Source organism: Rhodothermales bacterium (assembly GCA_041391505.1).
GTDB lineage: Bacteria > Bacteroidota > Rhodothermia > Rhodothermales > JAHQVL01 > JAWKNW01.
Window position 1 is genome coordinate 24,651 of the sequence record JAWKNW010000017.1, and the last position, 21,586, is coordinate 46,236.

Consider the following 21,586-nt stretch of genomic DNA (forward strand, 5'->3'; position numbering starts at 1 on the left):
GTCGCGGGCCTCCAACGTTCAACGCGCTTCCGGGCTCCCGACGAGTTCGGCGGCGGTTTGGAGGATCAGTCCGGCGGTCTGGGGCCCGAGCGCGTTGGTTTCCTCGTAATGATGATCCCAGTCGGGCGAATCGAGATAGGGGCGGGTGGGGTGCAACTGGAAGTTGAAGGGCGGGATGATGTAGCCGAGGAAGTCCTGGGTGACGCCGAAGATCATCGTCACCGGCGTATCGAGCAGGTCGCGGAGGTAAGGTGGGCCGGGGGCGCCGGCGAGGTCCTCGATGCCCTCGTTGTCGGGCGACCACAGGCCGGCCTCGCCGCCCGGCGTAAAGCGTCCATCGTACCCGCCGATGGCCAGTTCGGGGAGCAGTTCGCCGGGAACGGTGAGCAGGGAGACGCCGCCCAGGCGCACGTAGGCCATTTCGGTGCGAACGAACGCCGGCTCGCCGGGGCGATAGGCGTCGAGCGGCGCGCCGCCGGCATCCTCGAGGGTGCGGTCCAGCACCCCCGCGGCGAAGAGGTACTGAAAGCCGGCGTTTTCGACGGGCAGACGCACCTCGCGGGAGCGCCACACGATCGTATCGGGTGTTTCGGACGTTGCGTTCGACAGTGCATTTTCCGTCAGCTGGCTGAGGATGACGCCCAGCGCGCCGGCCTTCTCGTAGCTGCATTCGCCGCAGGCGTCGTACGTCACGCCCTCGTGCGAAAAGGCGATCCGGTTCGATCCGATCTGGCCGCCGAGCGCCCCCTGGAAGAACACGGGCGCGGCGTCCGGGTAGCGTTCCTGCTGGGCCCTGCGCCACGCGCCCACGTAGTCGGCGCTGATGCTGGACCCGTTGATGACCTGTTCGGGATGGCTGGCCCAGTTGACGAGCGTGGCGATGACGCGTCCGCTTCCCGTTTCCCGGAAACGCAGGGCGGCGAGGCGGTCGTCGATGATGACCGGATCCCGCTGGTCGACCTGGTACGTGTCCAGCCCGGTGCGCATCGTCGCGCGCTCCATCGTCGCCGGCTTGAGCCGGGCCACCGATTCCTGGAGCGCCATGATGGTCTGCGCGCGGACGCGGGCCAGATACGTCGTGTCCACGCCCGACTCCGTCTCCGAGGGGCCGTACATCCCGACGACATCCGGCCCCTCATGGGTGTGGGACGACCCCATGATCAGCAGGTCGATGCCCGTCGAGCGAAAACCGGGGTCGCGCCGGATGGCCTCCAGCTCCTGTCGGCCGTGCCCAAAGGAATCCAGCCCCACCATCCCGATGCGGACGCCGCCGACATCGATCACCACCACCGCAACGGACAGGTTGTCGTGGATGCTGAGCGCCGGCCGGCGCCGGTCGTTGGCCAGCCAGAGCGGCTCGAAGACCCCGTTCCCGTTCGCATCGTCGAACGGCTCGTCCGCGTCCCAGCGGTTGTTGCCGTTCAGGTCGGTATAGCGCTCCCCGAGGTCCGGCGTGATGTCTCGCACCGAGCCGCCCGCGCGAAAGACGGCGCCCGGCGCCGGGCCGGCGGGGCGGCAGCCGGCGAGGAGGAACAGCGCGGCGAACAGGGTGATCGATTTCATGGCGGCGGATGGTTGGAACGGGACGCGGGCAATAAAAATACAGCTATTTAACCATTCGTTTCGGGACAAGGCTTCGCAAGGTTTGCGCCTCTTTCCGCGATTCGATAGAATAGCAGGTGCGTTCGCGTGTGGCGGTACGCGGCACCATCAGGCTATAGGCAAATCCTCAGAGGACCATGAAGAAATCTTCCCCATCGGAATCGCTGAATCGACGCGACTTTGTAAAGACGACCACAGCCGCAAGCACGGGGCTGCTCCTGGCCGGCCGGCCGTTAGGGCCCGGTCTCGTAGGCCTGCGCAAAAAAGTCCGCTATGCCAACGTAGGCACCGGCTCCCGCTCCCAGATGTACCAGCGCGCCGTGTTTCAGACCTATGCCGAACACGCCGAAATGGTGGGCCTCGCCGACCCGAACGAAGGGCGGGTGCGTCAGGCCGCCGCGCGCGGCAAGCAGGCGACCGGAAAGGACATCCCGACCTTCCACGCGACCGATTTCGACCGGATGATCGAGCAGACCCGGCCGGATGTCGTCATCGTCACGACCGTCGACGGCTTCCATCATGAATACGTCATCCGCGCCATGGAGCTCGGCTGCGACGTCATCACCGAAAAACCGATGACGATCGACGCCGCGAAGTGCCAGCAAATCATCGACACGCAGCAGCGCACCGGGAAGAAGTGCACCGTCACCTTCAACTACCGCTATTCGCCCCCCCGCACCCAGGTCAAGGACATTCTCATGAGCGGCGCCATCGGCGATCTGCTCTCGGTCGACTTCCACTGGCTCCTCAACACGTTCCACGGCGCCGACTACTTCCGGCGCTGGCACAGCAACAAGCGGTTCTCCGGCGGCCTCATGGTGCACAAGGCGACGCATCATTTCGATCTGGTGAACTGGTGGCTGTCCGCGATTCCGGTTTCGGTCATGGCGAAGGGCAAGCGCGACTTCTACACGCCGGAGATGGCGCAGCGCATCGGTCTGCAAAGCTATCACGAACGCTGCCACACCTGCCCCGAAAAAAACGCCTGCGCGTTCGAGATGGATCTGTCCGCCAACCCCGGTCTCAAGGCCTTATACCTCGATAACGAGCAGTACGACGGTTACTACCGCGACAAGTGCGTCTTCCGGCCGGACATCAATATCGAGGACACGATGGTCGTGTCGGTCGAGTACGACAACAGCGTGCAGATGTCGTATTCCCTGAACGCGTTTAATGCGTGGGAAGGGTACACGATCAACTTCAACGGGACGAAGGGCCGGCTCGAACACCAGGTCGTCGAGGCCATCTACGTCAATGGCACCGATACCGTGCAGGGCGGCATCGCCGAGGGCGGCGTAACCACCCGCGTGGTGCCGCTCCGCGGCGCCCCCGTCGAGCACGAACCCTGGACGGGTGAAGGCGGCCACGGGGGCGGGGACGACGTCATGCTCGACGACATCTTCCTCCCCGAAAAGAAGATGGACAAATACAAACGAGCCGCCGACCAGCGCGCCGGCGCCTATTCGATCCTGACCGGCATCGCCGCCAACACCAGCTTCCAGACGAAGTCCGACGTCGTCATCTCCGATCTCGTGAAGAACATCGGCTACCCGGACTATCCGCAGATGCCGTCGCATGTGGCCCCGTTGCCGATGCCCGGCAAACGCAGCTAGGCAGGCGGCCCGGCATCCAGCCAATGTCGTCTCGACCGGCGTATCCGCCCGCGCGGTGTACCAGACGGAGAGGCGACATTGGCTTTTTTTCGTTTGTTTTGCTGAAAACATCCCTTCCCGTTTGTGCGATCCCGCACATCGTCCCAGATGATCCTACGTCGCTTCTTCATCCTGTGCGCCGCCGGCCTGTTCCTCGCGGCGTGCACGGCCGCTCCTTCCGCCGACGTCGCGTGGCCCGCCGTCACGCAGACCTCGAAACCGTGGACCCGCTGGTGGTGGCATGGCAGTTCCGTGACGCCGGCCGGCATCACCGCCGCCCTCGAAGCCTACCGCGACGCCGGCCTCGGCGGAGTGGAGATCACGCCGATCTACGGCGTAGCCGGCTACGAGGACGCGTTCGTACCCTACCTGTCGGACGAATGGGTGGATCTGCTCATCCATACCCTCCGCGAAGCCGACCGGCTCGGCCTGGGCGTCGACATGGCGACCGGCACCGGGTGGCCGTTTGGCGGTCCGCACGTGGACGATGCCTCGGCCTCCCGCTATGCCACGCACGCCACCTATCGCCTCCGTGAAGGGCAGCGCCTCGCCACGCCCGTCGTCGCGCGCCAGACCCCGATCCTTCGCGCCGTCGGCAATCAGATCTACGAACTCACCAGCGGGATCTATGGCCCGACCGGGCAGCCGGCCGTCGACGAGTCGCGGCAGCGCTCGCCCTCCGACCATCTCACCATCTCCGACCTCGCCGAGCCCGTCACGGCCAACGAGAACCTCCAGGCGCTGGCGCTCGACCAGGTGCGCTACGATCGCCCGATGCCCCTCGCCGCGCTGGTGGCGTACTCGGACGCCGGCGACCGGATCGACCTCACCGGTTCCGTGGATGCGGCCGGCCGGCTCGACTGGACGGCCCCGGCCGGGGAGTGGACGCTCTACGCGGTCTTCCAGGGGTGGCATGGCAAGATGGTGGAACGCGCGGCCCCGGGCGGCGAAGGGATGGTCATCGACCACTTCTCGGAGTCGGCCATCGACCGCTACCTCGCGCCGTTCGACGAGGCGTTCGCCGGCCGCGACCTCGGCTCGCTCCGCGCCTTCTTCAACGACTCCTACGAAGTGGATGACGCGAGCGGCCAGGCCGACTGGACCCCCGACTTTTTCGACGCCTTCCGCGAGCACCGCGGCTACGACCTGCGCGACCATCTGCCTGCCCTCTTCGGCGAGGGCGACGAAGACGAGGCTATCCGCGTCCTCACCGATTACCGCGAGACGTTTTCCGATCTGCTTTTGGAGCGCTTCACCGCCCGCTGGAGCGGCTGGGCCCACGGGCACGGCGCCATCGTGCGGAACCAGGCCCACGGCTCGCCGGCCAATATCCTCGACCTCTACGCCGCGAGCGACATCCCGGAGACGGAGGGAACCGACATCCTCCGCGCCAAGATGGCGAGTTCGGCGGCCAACGTCAGTGGAAAACCGCTCAGCTCGTCGGAGTCGGCCACCTGGCTCAACGAACATTTTCTCTCGTCGCTCGGCGACGTCCGCAAGGCGCTGGAGCTGTTCTGGCTCGCCGGCGTGAACCATGTGTTGTACCACGGCACCGCCTATTCGCCCGCTGAAGCGGCGTGGCCGGGCTGGCTTTTCTACGCCGCGGTGCACATGACCCCGGTCAATCCGCTCTGGACGGATTTTCCGGCGCTCAATGCCTACGCGTCCCGAGTCCAGTCTTTTCTCCAGATGGGGACGCCGGACAACGATGTCCTGCTCTATTACCCGTTCCACGACCGCATCGCCCGGCGCGGTCGCGAGATGCTCGCGCATTTCGACGGGGGGCTAGGCGTCGGGTTTGAGGGGATGCCGTTCAAGGAGGCGGCCGAATGGATGCAGGCCGAGGGGGTGGCGTTCGATTTCGTCTCCGACCGGCTGCTGGAGCGGGTCTCGGTAGCGGACCATGTGCTGCTGGCCGGGAACGCGCGGTATCAGACGCTCGTCGTGCCGGCCGTGCAGTTCATGCCGCCCGCGACGCTCGAACATATCGCCCTGCTGGTGGAGAGCGGCGCCACCGTCGTCGTGGCGGGCGCGCTGCCAGCCGATGTGCCGGGATGGGGCGAACTGGAGGGGCGCCGGGCGGAGCGTGCCCGCATCCTGGCGCAGTTCGACTTCACCCCCACGCCGGCCGCGGGCGTTAGCGAGGCCGCCCTCGGCGCGGGCCGGCTGGTCCTGGCCGACCGGCTGGAAGACGGGTTGACCTACGCCGGCATCCGGCGCGAGACGCTGCCGGAGCACGGCCTCGCCTTTGTGCGCCGGAAGCAGGCATCGGGCACGACCTATTTCGTCGTCAACACGGGAACGGCGGCCGTCGATGGATGGGTCCCGTTCGGCGTCGCCGATCGGTATGCCGCGCTGTTCGATCCGCTGCTGGCGACCCTCGGCGTGGCCGACACGCGGGAGGCGGCCGACGGCGGGCTGGAGGTCTACCTGCAGATCCCGCCCGGGTCCTCGCGAATCGTCCAGACCTCCGCCGGCGCGCCGCGCGGAGCGGGCTATCCCTACTACCAGCGGGACGATGTCATGGTGGCACTGGGGAGCGCATGGCAGGTGGCGTTCACGGCCGGCGGTCCCGAGCGGCCGGAGCCGGTGCGTGTCGATGCGCTGACCCTGTCGTCGTGGACCGAATGGGACATGCCGGCGCTGGAGCGCTTCTCCGGCACGGCCGTCTATTCCCAGACGTTCCCCCGGCCGTCGAGGCAGGCCGACGCCTGGCTGCTCGATCTGGGCGATGTGCGCGTCGCGGCGCGGGTGCGGCTCAACGGGGAGGAGCTGGCCGTGCTGATCGGCCCCGAGTGGCAGGTGATGATTCCGCCCGGGAAGCTCAAGGATGAGAACCTGCTCGAGGTGGAGGTGACCAATCTGATGGCAAACCGGATCGCCGACATGGACCGGCGCGGCGAGGTGTGGAAGACATTCTACAACGTGAACATCGCGGCGCGGCTCCGGGAGAACCGGAACGAACGCGGGCTCTTCGATGCGTCGGCCTGGGCGCCGTTGCGGTCGGGCCTGCTCGGCCCGGTGACGCTGGTGCCGCTGACGAACGGGCATCAATAGCGTCCCTGCGATCCGCATGCCGAGCCGATGCGTCGAGGCCGGCGTGCATCAGCGGGGCGATAGCCGGCATGCGTAAGAGGCCCCACGGACGCAGAAAAGGCCATTTCCTGTCACAATGACAGGAAATAAAAGCTGGTACGGTTTTTCGGATTCATCCCCCGCAGATGCCCCAAAAACCAACCAGAGCCTCCTGTGGCTCGAGGTGAGCATATGATCAATCAGCGCCATTACGAACGACTGAGCCGGCTCCATCGCGACGCATCGTCAAGCTTTTATGCGGACGGCGACGTGACGGTCGGCACCGGCAAGGCGCGTGTGATCCATCCGATCGGCGAACAGGATCTGGACGCCAGCCGGCGCGTGGATCCCACGGTTTACCATAAACTCCTGTCCGACGCCGCCCTGCTGGCCGCCGGCTCGCTCGTCGAGGAGCAATTCGTGACGGTCTCCTCCTTCAACTATTACGTGACGCAGACCCTGGCCTCCGGCAAATTGCTGGCCGCCGCGCAGGTGGTCGCCGCGCGGTCGACGATGTACACAGTCAACACCGTCCTGACGGACGACAACGGCCGGGTGCTCGCGATCGGATATGGGACCTATACGCCGGGCCCGGTGGCCCTGGAAGGCGAACCGGATACGGACGCTTCCAGCGAAGACCCGGACGAGGAAATCGAGATCTTCGGATCGTTCCTGGAAACCCCCTTCGGTCTCGTCGGCCTGAATTAAGCGGTGTATGGGATGTGACGCAAAGGGGATAAAGGTTTGAGGTGTAAGGACTGAGGTCTAAGGGATCAGGCTCCGTCTGATACTTCTTCAGAAAGAGCCGTACCCCCTTTAAACCTGGACCCTCAGTCCTCGAACCCTCCTCTCCACGTGCGCGCGCTCGACGGCGTTTTGTGTCAGGTCCTGTGCGGATCGATACGCCGCGAGCGCGTGTTCTTTTTGCCCGGCCCGTTCGTGCATGTCGCCCCGGGCGAGGTAATAGGGGCCGTACCCGCGCAGCGCTTCTTCGAGCGGCACGAGCAGGGCGAGGCCGGCTTCGGGCGAGTCGGCCAGGGAGACGGCGACCGCCCGGTTGAGCCGTACGATGGGGGTGTCGGTGAACGCGAGCAGTTGTTCGTAGAGCGTCGCGATGCGTCCCCAGCGGGACGCGTCGTTGGGGTCGGCGAGGGCGTGACAGGCATGGATGGCGGCCTGGATCTGATACGGGCCGGCGACGCCGAAGCGCATGGCCACGTCGAAATGCGCGAGGCCTTCCGCCAGATGCCGGCTGTCCCATCGCGCGCGGTCCTGCTCGTCGAGCACGATCAGCGCTCCTTCGGGCCCCAGGCGCGCGTCGCGGCGGGCATGGCTGAGCAGCATCAGGGCGAGCAGCCCCAGGATTTCGGCGTGCAGCTCCGTCGGGGGCCGGTGCGCCCGGATGTGCCCTTCGAGGAGCCGGCACAGATGGATCGCTTCCTCGCACAGCGCGCCGCGGATCAGCGCGTCGCCGGCGGAGGCGGCGTAGCCTTCGGTGTAGATCAGATAAAGCACATGGAGGACGGCGTCGATGCGGCCGGCCAGCCGGTGAGGCGGGGGGATGTGAAACGGGATGCCGGCTTCCCGGATCTTGCGCTTGGCCCGCACCAGCCGCTGCGCCATCGTGGCCGTCGGCACCAGAAAGGCGGAGGCGATCTCGGTCGTCGTGAGGCCGCCGAGGGTGTGGAGGGTGAGGGCGACCTGCTGCTCGAGCGGCAGGGCCGGGTGGCAGCAGGTGAACATCAGTTTGAGCCGCTCGTCCGGATAGGAGGCCTCCTCCTCCCATTCGTCCGTTCCAGGCTCGCCGCCCGGCGCGGCGAGCAGCTCGGGAGCGACCGGCTCCGGCGTGGATCGCCGAAGCCGGTCGAGTGCCTTTCGTCGCGCCACCGTCGTGAGCCAGGCGCCGGGGCGGTCCGGCACCCCATCCCGCGGCCAGCGCTCCAGCGCCTCGAGCAGCGCATCCTGCACCGCGTCCTCGGCCCGCTCGAAATCCCCCAGCCAGCTCACCAGCGTGGCCAGGATCTGGCCATGCTCCTGCCGATGGATCCGGTCGAGCCGGGCCTGGACGCTGTCGTTCATGGTGCGGCCTTATTTCGTATTGATGAAGCCCTGGTCGCGCGCCGCCTCGACCGCATCCTCGAGCTTCATATCCCACACGGGCCGGATCTCGACGGAGCCAAAGAGGGCGCCCGGCGCCCTGGCGGCCCATTCGATGGCCTCGTCGAGGTTCGGGCAGTCGATCAGGTGGAAGCCGCCGAGTTGTTCCTTCGTCTCGGCGAACGGGCCATGGGTCGTCAGCGTCTTTCCGTCGCGCACCCGGATCGTCGATGCGGCCGATGTGGGCATCAGGCCTTCGGAGCGCACCAGCACGCCGGCGGCCCTCATCTCCTCGTTCCACGCCACGATCTTAGCGATCCAGGCATCCATCTCCGCTTTGGGGAGGGACGCGCCGCCTTTTTCGTCGGCGTACATCAGCAGGTAGTATTTCATCGGAGTCACGTAAGGTTTAATGGCATCGTCGGGGCAAACCGCTTGCCCGGACGGTAAACCGACGCATCGACCTGTCCGAAATCGACAGGCGGCCCGGGATTTTTTTTCAGGGTACGGCGGAACGGCGCCACGTCGCATCGCGATCTGCGGTCGCGGACATGGATTGATGGGTGTTTTTGCTATACTTGGAGGCGGATCGGTAGATCCTCGTTTGCCGACGACCCCTTCCCCCATCGCCGAGACGTCCCATGCATCGCTCTCTGTTAATCCCGGCGTGTCGCTCCATCGGGGCGATCGCCGCCCTGCTGGTCTTCCTCGTCTGTCATCCCGCCGCCGCGCAGTCGACCCGCCACGCCGACCTCCTGCGCAGCCTCAACGACGCCACGCTGAAACGCGGCGAGGCCATCTATCAGGGCGCCTGCGCGGCCTGCCATGGCGAGCGGGGCGTCGCCACGTTGCCCACCGCCCGCTCGTTCGGCCGGGATGCGCTCAAATACGGCAGCGATCCCTACAGCATGTGGAAGACGGTGACCGAAGGGCGCGGCGCCATGGCCGGCCAGACGTGGCTCACGCCGGCCGAACGCTACTATGTTATCCAGTATATCCGGGAAACCTTCATGGCGACGGCGAGCACGCCCGGCTATGCCCCGGTCACCGAGGCCTACCTCGACGGCCTCCCGCGGACGCCGCTCGTTGGCGCCGCCGGCGCCGAGGCGGAAGCCGGCGCGGCGCTCGGGCTGCAGCAATGGGGGCAGACCTGGGCGCAGGCGCATCCGGGCGACTACGGCCGCGTGCTCTACGCGCAGCTCGCGGGACGCACGAGCGATGCGCTCACCGTGGCTATCGGGCACGACGTGCATCTCAGCTACGACCTGCTGCGGATGGAGGTCGTGGCGGCCTGGACGGGCTCGCTGGATCTGTCGCAGACCAAGTTTCATCAGTACCGGGGCGAAGGGAAGCCGGCCGTGGCCGGCAAGGCGTTCGCCGGCCTGGAAACCTGGCGCTGGGGCTATCGAGGCGGGTTCGAGGCGCTGGATGCCGCGACCTCGCCGCGCGCGCCGCTGCCGGCCGACCGGCTCCGCTACACCGGGCACTACCTGTTTGAGGACCACACGCTGATCGCCTACGAAACGATGGGCCGCTCCGTCCTCGAACGACCCGAGGCGATCCGGGAGAACGGCCTCACGCTGCTGGCGCATACGCTCGACATCGGTCCCGGCGATCGCGCCGAGCGGCTGTACGTCGCCCAGCTTCCTCCCGCCTCCTCCTGGCGCGGGAGCGTCGTCGCGCTCGACGGGGCGGCCGATGCGGGTGCGAGCGGCGCAGCGGCGGGGCATGCGGCCCGGGTCCGCGGCGCGGACGGGCAGCTGGTGGCCGCGTTCGCTACGGGCGACCTCGACGGGTTCCGGTGGGAAGTGGATGCGCAGCGCCGGATCGTGCTGCACGTGCCCGCCAGTGAAACCACGCGACGGATCCGCGTCGTCCGCTACGCCGGCAGGTCGTGGGAGGCGTTCCTCCGCACGGCCCGCGCGGCCCGGACGGCGCCGCTCCCCGATCTCGCGTCCATGATCCACGGCGGGACGGCCCGGTGGAATCAGCAGGTGGTGACGAGCGGCCGGCTGGACGTGGGGCAGCCGCACTACGAGCCGGCGGCCTATACCGACGACGACCGCGACGCGCCCGGAAAGAAGGTCGTGCTGGCGGATGACTACCCGTATTCGGTCGATGAGATCGGCCTGCCGTATGCCAACCCGTGGAACGCCTGGATTCGACCGACGGCGCTCGACTTTTTCCCCGACGGCCGGCTCGTGCTGGCGACCTACCTCGGGGACATCTGGATCGCCTCGGGCCTCGATGCCGGCCTGGAGACGGTCCGCTGGCAACGCATCGCGACCGGGCTCTACGAGCCGATGGGCGTCCGCGTGGTCGACGGGCAGATCTACGTCACCGCCCGCGACCGCATCGTGCGGCTGCACGATCTCAACGGCGACGGAGAGACCGACTTCTACGAGAGCTTCTACGCCGATCACGACGTGTCGAGCTTCTTCCATTCGTTCGCGTTCGGGCTACAGACCGACGCCGAAGGGAATTTTTACTATTCCAAAGCCGGCCAGTACACCGACAACGCCAGTCCCGGCAACCTGATGAAGGTGTCGCCGGACGGCCGGCGCGCCGAGACCCTCGCCACGGGCTTCCGCACCCCAAACGGGGTCACGGTCTCCCCCGAAGGACGCGTGTATGTGTCCGACAACCAGGGCAACTGGATGCCGGGCAACAAGATCAATCAGATCAAACCCGGCGGATACTACGGCTACGTGCCCAACATCTATTCGAGCCAGTGGAGCCCGGACGGCAAACCGTCGCCCACCGGGAAATACCCGTATTTCATGGGGCCGGATGAGATGGAGATGCCGGCGACGTTCGACGAGCCGATGGTGTGGATGCCGCAGGAGCTGGACAACTCCCCGGGAGGCGGAACCTGGAGCGCGGCGGCGTGGGGACCGCTCGGGAACCGGTTTATCCACTCGAGTTTCGGGAAAGGCTGGCTGTACCATGTGATGCCCCAGGATGTGGGCGATCTCACGCAGGGCGCCGTCGTTCCGCTGCCCTTCCAGTTCGAGACCGGCCTGCAGCGCGTGCGGTCCAACCCCGCCGATGGGCAGATCTACACGACCGGGCTTACGGGGTGGGATGACGGGTTCGCCACGAAATACGGCGCGCTGTACCGGGTCCGGTATAACGGCCGCGCCGGCGCCTTGCTGGTGGGTGCTCGCACGACATCCGCCGGCGTCGAACTCGCCTTCAACACCGCGGTCGATGCCGCCGCCGCGGTCGATGTTGCGAACTACGAGGTGCTGCGTTGGAACTACAGCTGGCAGCAGCGCTACGGCTCGGAGGACTGGTCGGTAGCCAACCCGGACTCCACCGGCCGCGACACCGTTCAGGTGACGGGGATCCGGCGTTCGGAGGATGGGCGGACGGTAACCGTGCTGTACGATGACCAGCAGCCTGTCGACCAGGTGCGCGTCCGTTTCTGGCTGCGCTCGGAAGCCGGCGCCGTGCTGCGCGAGACGGTCTATCTAACGGTTCATCAGGTGCCGGCGCCGTGAGCCGAACGATTACTCTATGCGGCGATACCAGATTGTCGGACGGTCCCTGAGGGTGTACCCGAGCCGGGTCGGACGCCCCCGATCGTCGATTTCGAAGTCCATGCTGGCGTCAAAGAACCAGCTACGGAAACGGGTATCTGTGAGGGCATAGAGTGCAATGTCTTGGTCGATTCCAGAGTCTATCTTGAGGCGGCTGTCACGCAGAACAAGCACCATCCGTTCGTCAGCATTCCCCTCGATCAGGTAGGTGCCCGCATATCGCTCAAGTTGTTCTTTCGAAAGCCGGACGGAGTCCACCGGCAAGGCGATCCCCAATTGTTCGAGCGCAAGGCTGACGGACATGCTTCTCGGGTTTCGCTCGTAGGCGCGTGCGTACGACTGTGAGGCGTGTTCGCGATCACCGGCGAGAAGTTGCGCTTCGCCCAGATCGTCCCATGTGCGCCACGAATCCGGATTGGCCAAGGTGTTGAATTCGAAGAGTTTCAGGGCCGTCTTGGGCTCCTTGCGGTCCGCATAGGCGCGGGCGAGGACACTCATGCGTTGCTCATCCATATCCCAATCGTCTGGATTGCGCATCAGGCGATTGAAGAGCGCCGACGCCGCGTCGACGCCGCGCATTTCGATGGTGGTGGCCAGGGTGTCGGCAAGTAGCGGGCGGGGTGGCTCTACGGGTTGGCCGTAAAGGGCTTGCAGAAGATCGGCGGCAAGCCGGTTGGCATTTCCGGTGGCGTTGTCGAGTACGGCGATGGTGAGGGAATCGCCGGGTACATACCAGAGCCCGGTCGAGAAGCCAAAAATGCCGCCGCTGTGCCGGATCGCGCGGACGGAGTCGCTGCCGACCGGCACGGCGCCGACGGCCAGACCGTAGGCATAGTCGTCGAGCGCAGGGGTCAGCATCCGGTCGAGGGTGGAAGGCGACGAAAATGGGGCGCCGGCATGCAGGAGGCGGGTCCAGCGGTGGAGGTCGCGCGCCGTGGCGTACATCATGCCGGCCGCGAACGGGATGCTGGTGTCGATGTAGGGCGCCGGGACGTACTGCCCGAACGAGCGGACATACCCGGTTGCCCGGTGCGGGTTGAGGGTGTCGTAGCGGTCGTATCCGGTGTCGTGCAGACCGAGCGGATTCAGAAGGCGCGTTTGAAGCACGCGTTCGAACGGCTGGCCGGCTACGTGCTCGATCAGCACGCCCAGCAGAAAATACCCCGAATTGCTGTAGCTATACCGGCTGCCCGGTTCATATTCGAGCGGCAGGCCGGCGAAGATCTGGTAAAACGAATCCGGCGCGTATGGGTCACGCATGATGCGCACGAAATCCGGATTGTCGGTGTAGTTGGGGATGCCGGAGGTGTGCGTTAGCAGGTGATGGATCGTGACCAGATTGCCCTGCGGCAGCGGATAGTCCGGCAGATAGGCCCGGATCGGTGCATTCAGCACGATGCGCCCGTCTTCCACGAACTGCAGGATGATGGCGGCAGTGAATTGTTTGGTGATTGAGCCGACCCGAAACCGGGTCTCGCGTCCGTTCGGGATGCCCCAGTCCCGGTTGGCCTCGCCCACCCCTTTTTCGAGCAGGATCGAATCGCCCTGCGCCACGAGCGCGACGCCCTGAAACTGCCCGGCTGCCGCGTATTGATCGATCAGGGCGTCAGCGGCCTGGATGGCTGGCTGGGCCGCCGCGAAACGAGGCCCTGCTAACAGGGCGAGCAGGAGCCCTGCAAGCCGGCAGCGGGATGCGATCGAGGTCATAGGCATTGAGGCTGATCGAGTGCATCCACAGGATACACGCTTCGCCTCGCAATCCCTAGTGCGCGCGAAAAACACCCGCAGGCACATCGCCATAATACAGGCTGTCCGGTGGAATCCACTCCAGCTCCATGTTATCCCGGATGGAGCGGATGGGCCACTGGATGGCGAAGCGATGGGCGCCGGCGTCTAGCGGCAGCAGGGTTTCGAGGTCTTGCTCCAGCGGCGAGATCACGCCTTCGCCATCGACGATGAGCCGGCCCGAGGTGGCCCCGTGCAGCCGGAAGAAGTAGCTGTTTTTTTCGGGGATGTCCAGCGTGCCGTCGAGCACGGCGAGCAGCGGCCGGGCCGATGCCTCGGGCAGCGACGCGCCGGCCAGGCGGGCGGCCGGCAGCCGCCCCGTGAACAGGGGTTCCATGTGATCGAGCCGGCCGAGGTCGGGGTAGCGCCCCGGGTCTTCGAGCGGAAAAAGACGCAGGCGGACGCCGCCGGCGTCGCCAACGGGCGACACGGCGCGCCTCGAAGCCGCGTCCTGGCGCAGGGAGTCCCGGGCGTGCGTCGACAGGATCCAGTCGACCATCCGCCCAACGTCGGGCTCCTTGAGGAAGGGATGCCGGCTCATCTGGGCGCCTCCCCACAGGCCGCCGCCGCCCTCCATCACCTTGTTCACGAGCCCCGCGCGGACCGACCCATCGCCGGCGTAACGCTGTGCGATCCGGACATAGGCCGGCCCGATGGCCGCTTCGGTGATGCCGTGGCAGGTGAAGCAATCCGACTGCTTCATGGCCTCGAGCGGACGCGTTTCCGAGCGCCGCTCCGACCGGCGGATGGGCTCCTCGGGTTGGCCGCAGTGCGCTACGGTGAGGGCGATGAGCAGCGCCAGGCCGGCGCGAAGCGCGGTATGGGAGGGCCTGGTCACTGCGAAACGCGCTAAAAGGCCAGCAGGCCTTCCGCGATCCGCGGCATCGATGCGCCGAAGGATTCCCGCACGAGACAGTGCGCGAGCGCGTCGCCTCGGGAGTCGCCCAGGTTCAGGATGCCGATCGGCAACGTGTCTTTCGAGGCGCGCAGCACGAACCGGTAACCCGAGTACACCGCCAGCGACGACCCGACGACGAGGAGGGCATCCGACTGGTCGTACATCCGCCACGCGCGCTCGACGCGGTCGCCGGGCACGTTTTCGCCAAAAAAGATGACGTTCGGTTTCAGCGGACCACCACAGCAGGTGCACGCCGGCACATGGAAATGGATGTACCGGCTGTAGTCGATCTCCGCATCGCCGTCCGGGGCGATTTCGGTTGCCGTGACGTCCCATTCCGGATTCAGGGCGAGCAGACGCTGCTGCATCGTTTCGCGGCGCGTGACGTCGCCGCATTCGAGGCAGATCACCTCTTCGAGCGCGCCGTGCAGTTCCACGACCTCACGCGTGCCGCCTGCCTGGTGGAGCCGGTCGACGTTCTGGGTGATGACGCCCGTGATACGTCCGTGCTCCTCGAGCCGGGCGAGCGCGTGATGCCCGGAATGCGGCCGGGCGGAGGCGATGTGCGGCCAGCCGGCCATACTCCTGGCCCAATAACGGGCGCGAGCGAGCGGGTCCGACAGGAAGGCGCGGTACTGGATGGGGTTCCGCGCCTTGAGGCGGGTCTGGGGGCCTCGATAGTCGGGAATGCCCGATTCGGTGCTGCAGCCGGCGCCCGTCAATACGAGCGTACGCCGGCCGCGAAGAAGCCCGATCAGGTCCTCGACCGCGGTATCTTTTTTATGGATAAGCATAGAGCAAGCAAAACTGAGCGGCACCAAAGATAGCCCCTCGCTCCGAGATTTGCATGAGCCAAAGCGTGTATCCGAGACGATTTCATCGCCGCCGGCTGGGCCGGCGGCGGTTCAAGGTTCAGGTTTGAGGTTCAAGGTTTGAGGTTCGATGTTCAAGGTCCAGCCCCGTAGGTCGGGTTAGGTCCCCCCAGGGACCGTAACCCGACACCTTGCCGTGATGAATGCGCTCGGTACAAACCGTAACCCGACACCTTGCCGCGATAGAAGCGCTCGGTACAAACCGTAACCCGACACCTTGCCGCGATGGAAGCGCTCGGTACAAACCGTAACCCGACGTCTTGCGTCACTATTTCGCCGATTGTGCGCCGCCAGAAGGCGAGCACCACATTGTTGTTGAAGCCACGACAGGATGGTACTGGGCGAAAGATGCCCTGCGTGCTGCTCGTTCACGCGCTTCACTGGCCCATGCCAGGCAAAGTGAAAGGCATTACGAGCGCGAAAGTAAAAACGGATTCCGCTGACGCCCGTATGTTAGCTCAGTTGCTTCGCAACGATCTGCGCCGGAAGGCGCATATGATATCAGATGAGCTCAGACCCCTGCGCGACGTGCTGCGCACGCGGCTCAAGCTGGTCGAGCGATCTGGCGCAGCGCAGAATTCGATCCATCGTCTGCTAGAGAAGATGAATGTCGAGCAGGTGGACGACGCTCCTGAGCTGATGCAGCTTCCAGCGCGTTGCCACCAGGGAGCAGATCGTGCTCTTGCAGCAGCAGATCAAGCAGCTGGAGCATTCGCTGCAGGCGCACCTGGTACCTGATGAAGGTACAACGCTTGTTACGCATTCTGGGATCCGGCAAAGAGCAACGCCATCCGTCTGGAAGTGGATGACATCGCGCGCTTTTGAGAGCGATCGACAGTTCTTTTCTTACTGCCGACTTGTCCCCGGGGCCGATAACTCGGCGGAGCGTTCCGCGGCACAAACGCTCGCGCGAGGGCAATCGGTATTTGAAGATGGTCTTTGCTACGGCGAGCCTCCGTGCGATGCAGTATTACCCCGAAATCGCTCGTGGTACCAGCGCAAGAAGCGAAAGAAACCCGATGCGCTGGCGCGCACGTTGGTAGCCAAGGAGCTGGCGCGGATTGTCTATCAGGTATGGACGAAGAGGGAAAGCATTCAATGGCCGGTTCAAGGGCGAACTCTTAGGCCGAGTCAAAAGAAGAGACGTGGCCCTTGCTCCGAAGCCCGGACGGTCTAACTGAACCGTAGACGTTCCTGGTCGGGAATGGGAACGGAGCAAGCATGCCGCACCGACGTAGATCTGGGCAGAGGCAGATGCTCCCACGACTGAACCAGTCCGCAAAGCCCGAATGGGGGTTTAGTTGCCACGCCTCGTAACTGAGTCGATGGACACACCAAACGTGATCCTGCAGTGCAGCCCTTTATTGAATTCGACGTGCGAGCGAGCACGCCGCCGGGCAGTATACCCTGGTAAATTACGATACAGCGCCAGAAAAATCTGGGGCTACCTTGACAAAAACCTTGTTATGGGGTTAGGTCCCCCGGGGGACCGTAACCCGACCTGCCGCGATGGAAGCGTCGGTACAAACCGTAACCCGACACCTTGCCGTGATGAGATGCGCTCAGTATAAACGTAACCCGACACCGCGTCGAAGCGCTCGGTACAAACCCGACACCTTGCCGCGATGGAAGCGCTCGGTACAAACCGTACCCCGACACCTTGCCGCGATGGAGGCGCTCGGTACAGCCGTAACCCGACACCTTGCCGTGATGGATGCGCTGGTATAAACCGTACCCCGACACCTTGCCGCGATGGATGCGTGTGGTCAAATCCCACGATGCCCTGTCAACGCGCGACCTACGCAGCCTTCACCATCGCCATCAGCGCTTGCGCCAGCGTCTCCTCCGTGTCGTCCCGCGCCTCCACCCGAACCAGCCGGGGGCATTCGCCGGCCGCCGGCGCTTCATAGCGCGCGGCGAGCGTCTCGAAGTCATCCAGGCGGGCGTCCGACACCACGCCGGTCTCGCGGCTTCGCCGCGCGAGCCGCGCGCGGATGGCCGCATCGGAGGCGGTGACCTCGATGAACAGGCAGGGCACGCCGGCGGCGTCGAGCGCCGCTCGCAAGGCCTGGCGCGCATCCTGCCGGCCGTAGGTGGCGTCGAGGATCGTGCTCTTCCCCTCGGCGGCCCGCCGCACCGCCCGGTCGCGGAGCGCGGCATAGACCGCCTCGGTGCGTCCGGGCGCGTACAGCCACTGACGCACGTCGGGTGCGCTGCGCTCGAACAGCGGTACGCCGGCGTCCTCTTTCCGGATGCGATCCGAGGAAACGACCTCGACCGCCAGCGCCTCCCCCAGCCCCCCGGCCAGGGTGCTCTTTCCGGCGCCGATACGGCCCATCACGACGACAGTCACCGGCCGCGCGCCGAGCGTGGCGTACCGGAGCGCGAGCCGGTAGTAGCGCCGGGCCCGGTCCCGGCTCGCGGCGCGTTCAGACTCCGGCACCTCGGGCTCCTCGCTGCGCATGCTTTCCACCTTGGCGCGTACGTAGGCGCGGTAACAGGTGTAAAAATCGATCACGTCGCGGAGTCCGGGGTCGTTCAGGGCGTGCGCGATGCGATCCGTGACATACCGCGCCAGATCGTGCCGGCCGTTGAAGTCGAGGTCCATCGCCAGGAACCCGATGTCGCTGGCGACATCCACCGCCCGGAGGCGTTCGCTGAATTCGATGGCGTCGTAGATGCACAGGCCTTCCGGGCCGGCGTGGATGTGTTCGAGCCGCAGGTCGCCGTGGCCGTCGACGATGCGTCCCTCGGCACGCCGGCGTTCCAGCACGTCGCCCCGTTCGGCGTAGAACCGCCGGGTGTAGGCCTGTATGGCCTCGTACGCGGCGCGGGGCACCAGCCGGCCGGCGTAGACGGCGGTCTGGTCGAAGTTCTCGTCGGTGTTGACGCGCAGCGCCTCGACGGTGCCCCAGCGGGAAAGGTCGGCACGCGCGGCATCGGATCGGTAGAAGCCGACGAGCGCATCCACCACCCGGTCGATATGGCTGCGGTTGAGCGCGCCGGCTTCCAGGAGGGTGTGCAGGAAATGCCTGGCGTCGAGTTCCTCCATCGTCACGGCATAGTCCACGATCTCCCCGTCGTCCCCGAACCGCAGCTTCCCGTCGCAGCGCGACAGGGGCGTGACGCCTCGGTAGATGCGCGCGCAGAGCCGGCGATTGATCCGCACCTCCTCCTCACAGAAGTGTTTGCGCCGATCGAGCGTGGTGAAGTCGAGGAACCCGAAATCCACCGGTTTTTTGACCTTGTAGACGTACGGGGTGCGATCGCGACGAGCGAGATGTGCGTCTGCACGATCCGCACCGAGGCCGGCGCGTGCGGATACGACGCCGGGTCGGCCAGGAAATCGGTCAACTCGGCCAGGTCTGGGGGAGGGCGGTCTGTGGTCATGGGTCACGGATCCTCGGTCAACGCGTGCACACCTTCCCGGGCTTCGACGGATAGACGGGGCGCCGGTTTCTCCATCCAGGTGAGGAGCGCCGGCAAAAAGGCGAGCGCGGCGATGAGGGTCATGCTGATACCCAGGACGGCCAGCGTGCCCAGCGACCGCATGCCGGGATGCATCGAAAACAGAAGCCCACCAAAACCGACGATGGTGGTCATCGCGCTCATGGTGATATGCTCGCCGGTAGACCGAAGCACCCGGCGGATGGATCCCGGGCCTTCCTCCAGATAGCGGTGGACGATGTGGATCCCGCTGTCGTCGCCGATGCCGAGCACGGTGGGGAGCACGACGAGATTGTAGAAATTCAGCTTGAAATCGAACAGCGCCATGATGCCGAACATCCACATGAAGCTGGATGCGAGCGGGACGAGAGCGAGCAGGACCCAGCGCAGCCGGCGCAGGATGATGATCTTGAATAGCACGATGAGGAGCACGGTCAGGCCGATCATCACGGGAGACTCATCCTGCATGAGCCGCAGCATGTCCGACGCCACGATCGAGGTCGAGCCGGCGTGATACGTCCGCCCATCAGGCGTCCTGACCACGCCGACATCGTCCGCGAACTGCATGGATCGGCGACCGTCGGCCAGGCTGCCGATGGGATAGACGATGACCAGCGTGCCCAGCTCGCCCTGTTTGGATGTGAAGGGGCGCCGGATGAAATCGGGAATCTCGTCGTCGCGGATCGGGGCGGTCGTGCCGGCGGCGTCGACCAGGAGCGCGAGGTAGTCGGAGTCCGACGAGGCCAGAAACGGGTCGCCCAGCAGGTTGCGGATGTGCGCGATCCGCGCCAGTTTCGCGGCCTGCGTCGCCGGCTGCATCGGAAAACGGTCCTGCAGGGTTTCGACGGACCGAATGGTGGGCGAGACGGTGTCGGCCGCCGCGCGCTCGCGCAGCACGCCGGCCACGGCCAGCGCCTCGTTCGGATGATCGACCATCACGTACGCGGCGTTACGCTGGCCGCGGGTGGAGTAGACGTCCTTCGCCCGGCGCTGCAGGGCGTTGTAACGTTCGTACACCGGTTCGAGCGCCCCGAAGTCGTATTCGAACGAGACCCGGGGCAACATCGCGATCGACCAGGCCGTGGCCAGGATAAACCCGGCCAGCACGAACCGATAGGCGCGGGGTGGGTGGGTGGCGTGGACGGGGGCGGGCGTCTGTCGGTTTTCGGTGGGGTGGATCTCGAGGCGCAACAGACCGCGTCGCTCGGCGAAAACGAGCATCGCGGGCAGCATCACCAGCATCGAAAAAAGCCCGAACAGGATACCGGTGCCGGCGATGAAACCGAATTCGCTGAATCCCCGGAAATCGGCGATCATGAGGATATAAAAGGCCGCAGCCGTCGTGATGGCTACCACGGCGATGGCTTTGCCGGTCGTCATGAAGGTCATCTCGATCGCCTCGCCCACGCCGCGGCCCACGCCGCGTTCCTCGGCGTACCGGGCGTAGAAGTGGATGCCGAAGTCGATCCCGAGCCCGAACAGCACGAGGCCCAGCGTCGACGTCATGACGTTGAGGCTGCCGTACGCGAGATAGGCCACGCCGAAGGTCCAGGCCTCGCTCAGCAGCAGAGGCACGCCGAGCAGCAGCGCCGTCACCGGCGTGCGGGCAAGCTCGGCGAAGATCAGGCGCATCGAAAACCGCCGGCCCGCGCGCACCTGGTAGTTCTTGTAGAAGAAGTAGGCCACCACCAGCACCAGCAGCAGGACCACGCCCGACCCGAAGGACGACGTGACGTCGTCCGTGATTGTCTGGATCTCGATCAGGGTGCGCAGCAGCCGGCCGGCGAGGACCACCTCCATCTCCGGGTGATAATCGGCCGGCCGCATGGAATCGACGAGCGCCTGCAGATCGTCGTAGGCGTCTTCGATAAAGCCCAGGTCGGATTGGACGCCGCTCGGATAGAACCGGAGCACGAGGACGGTGGAGTCGCTGCTGATCGGGTACTCCTTCCCGACCAGGTCGTCGTAGCTGGCCCGCAGGCTCTCGGCGAGCGAGTCGGTGGCCGGCTCTTCGTCCTCCAGATCGAAATAGAACGGGTTCGCTTCCAGCCGCGCCTCCTCGATGAGATCGTCCAGATACCTTTCCAGCGAATCGAGTTCGGCCTCGGTGGCGAAGTAGAGCAGATTGTGTTTGAGGAAATCCACGTCGCGGCGGTAGTCGACGCTCGTGAAATAGGGCTCGGTACGCTTCGCTCCCGTCAGCGCCAGCGCGCGCGGGATCAGCGCCTCGGCGAAGCGTTTGTTGGCCTCGAATGAGGGGCTGTCGATGATGACGGCGGCTTCGCTTTCACCGCCGACCGTCGCGCGCAATTTTTCGAGCGCCTGCACGCTGGGGTAGTCGGGCGGTATCAGGTTGGAGAAGTCGTTGTCGATGCGCAGCTGCAGCGTGGCCCACAGGCCGGCGGCCGTGATGAACAGGCATACCACGATCACCGGCAGCGGGCGCCGGATGAGGCGGCGAAGATGGGGCAGGAGGGCGTCGAAGATGCGATCGATCATGGTTTTACCCGGAAATCGCGGCGTCGGAACGGCATGGCGAGACCACGCTACGCCCAATCTAGGCGGGCCCCGCTGGCGGCGATACAGGGCAGAGCCGGCTCTGTCCTGCGGACATAA

The 21,586-nt window shown here is 65.8% G+C and carries 13 protein-coding genes; 5 read left to right on the forward strand and 8 right to left on the reverse strand.

What is annotated here, in order from left to right:
- Window positions 1-18: 18 nt before the first annotated feature.
- On the reverse strand, window positions 19-1,563 hold the full coding sequence (locus R2834_15845) for a hypothetical protein (protein ID MEZ4701811.1): 1,545 nt from the start codon (window positions 1,561-1,563) through the stop codon (window positions 19-21).
- A gap of 176 nt (window positions 1,564-1,739) precedes the next feature.
- Between R2834_15845 and R2834_15850 the strand changes: the two genes are divergently transcribed.
- The 3 genes from R2834_15850 (at window position 1,740) to R2834_15860 (ending at window position 7,037) form a co-directional block, all read left to right on the forward strand.
- Window positions 1,740-3,215: a Gfo/Idh/MocA family oxidoreductase gene (locus R2834_15850; protein ID MEZ4701812.1), complete on the forward strand. Its 1,476-nt coding sequence runs from the start codon at window positions 1,740-1,742 to the stop codon at window positions 3,213-3,215.
- 147 nt (window positions 3,216-3,362) lie between these two features.
- Window positions 3,363-6,311: a glycosyl hydrolase gene (locus R2834_15855; GenBank protein ID MEZ4701813.1), complete on the forward strand. Its 2,949-nt coding sequence runs from the start codon at window positions 3,363-3,365 to the stop codon at window positions 6,309-6,311.
- Window positions 6,312-6,521: 210 nt separating this feature from the next.
- On the forward strand, window positions 6,522-7,037 hold the full coding sequence (locus R2834_15860) for a hypothetical protein (GenBank protein MEZ4701814.1): 516 nt from the start codon (window positions 6,522-6,524) through the stop codon (window positions 7,035-7,037).
- Window positions 7,038-7,145: 108 nt separating this feature from the next.
- On the opposite strand, the gene R2834_15865 is transcribed toward R2834_15860, so the two are convergent.
- Complete coding sequence (locus R2834_15865) at window positions 7,146-8,408, reverse strand: sigma-70 family RNA polymerase sigma factor (GenBank protein ID MEZ4701815.1); 1,263 nt, start codon at window positions 8,406-8,408, stop codon at window positions 7,146-7,148.
- A gap of 9 nt (window positions 8,409-8,417) precedes the next feature.
- Window positions 8,418-8,819 (reverse strand): YciI family protein, encoded by a 402-nt coding sequence (locus tag R2834_15870; protein MEZ4701816.1) that lies wholly within the window; start codon window positions 8,817-8,819, stop codon window positions 8,418-8,420.
- Window positions 8,820-9,067: 248 nt separating this feature from the next.
- Between R2834_15870 and R2834_15875 the strand changes: the two genes are divergently transcribed.
- Window positions 9,068-11,929, forward strand: a complete 2,862-nt coding sequence (locus tag R2834_15875) for a DUF6797 domain-containing protein (protein ID MEZ4701817.1) — start codon at window positions 9,068-9,070, stop codon at window positions 11,927-11,929.
- A gap of 9 nt (window positions 11,930-11,938) precedes the next feature.
- Here R2834_15875 and R2834_15880 read toward each other — a convergent pair whose 3' ends face one another.
- From R2834_15880 to R2834_15890, 3 genes are read right to left on the reverse strand one after another with little or no spacing between them, the layout of a single operon-like run.
- Window positions 11,939-13,675: a serine hydrolase gene (locus tag R2834_15880; GenBank protein ID MEZ4701818.1), complete on the reverse strand. Its 1,737-nt coding sequence runs from the start codon at window positions 13,673-13,675 to the stop codon at window positions 11,939-11,941.
- A 55-nt stretch (window positions 13,676-13,730) separates the two neighbouring features.
- The gene (locus R2834_15885) at window positions 13,731-14,591 is read right to left on the reverse strand and encodes a hypothetical protein (protein ID MEZ4701819.1); all 861 of its coding nucleotides are present in this window, start codon (window positions 14,589-14,591) and stop codon (window positions 13,731-13,733) included.
- Window positions 14,592-14,602: 11 nt separating this feature from the next.
- Window positions 14,603-15,445 (reverse strand): NAD-dependent protein deacetylase, encoded by an 843-nt coding sequence (locus tag R2834_15890; GenBank protein MEZ4701820.1) that lies wholly within the window; start codon window positions 15,443-15,445, stop codon window positions 14,603-14,605.
- A 303-nt stretch (window positions 15,446-15,748) separates the two neighbouring features.
- Here R2834_15890 and R2834_15895 point away from each other — a divergent pair, with 303 nt between their 5' ends.
- A complete protein-coding gene (locus tag R2834_15895) occupies window positions 15,749-16,261 on the forward strand; it encodes a transposase (protein MEZ4701821.1) in 513 nt (170 codons plus the stop codon).
- A gap of 1,060 nt (window positions 16,262-17,321) precedes the next feature.
- Here the strand turns inward: R2834_15895 and R2834_15900 are convergent.
- Both R2834_15900 and R2834_15905 read right to left on the reverse strand, forming a co-directional pair.
- Window positions 17,322-18,755 carry an AAA family ATPase gene (locus R2834_15900; protein ID MEZ4701822.1) on the reverse strand — a complete coding sequence of 478 codons (1,434 nt, stop codon included), beginning with the start codon at window positions 18,753-18,755 and terminating at the stop codon, window positions 17,322-17,324.
- 161 nt (window positions 18,756-18,916) lie between these two features.
- The gene (locus R2834_15905; protein ID MEZ4701823.1) at window positions 18,917-21,469 is read right to left on the reverse strand and encodes an MMPL family transporter; all 2,553 of its coding nucleotides are present in this window, start codon (window positions 21,467-21,469) and stop codon (window positions 18,917-18,919) included.
- Between the last annotated feature and the right edge of the window lie 117 nt (window positions 21,470-21,586).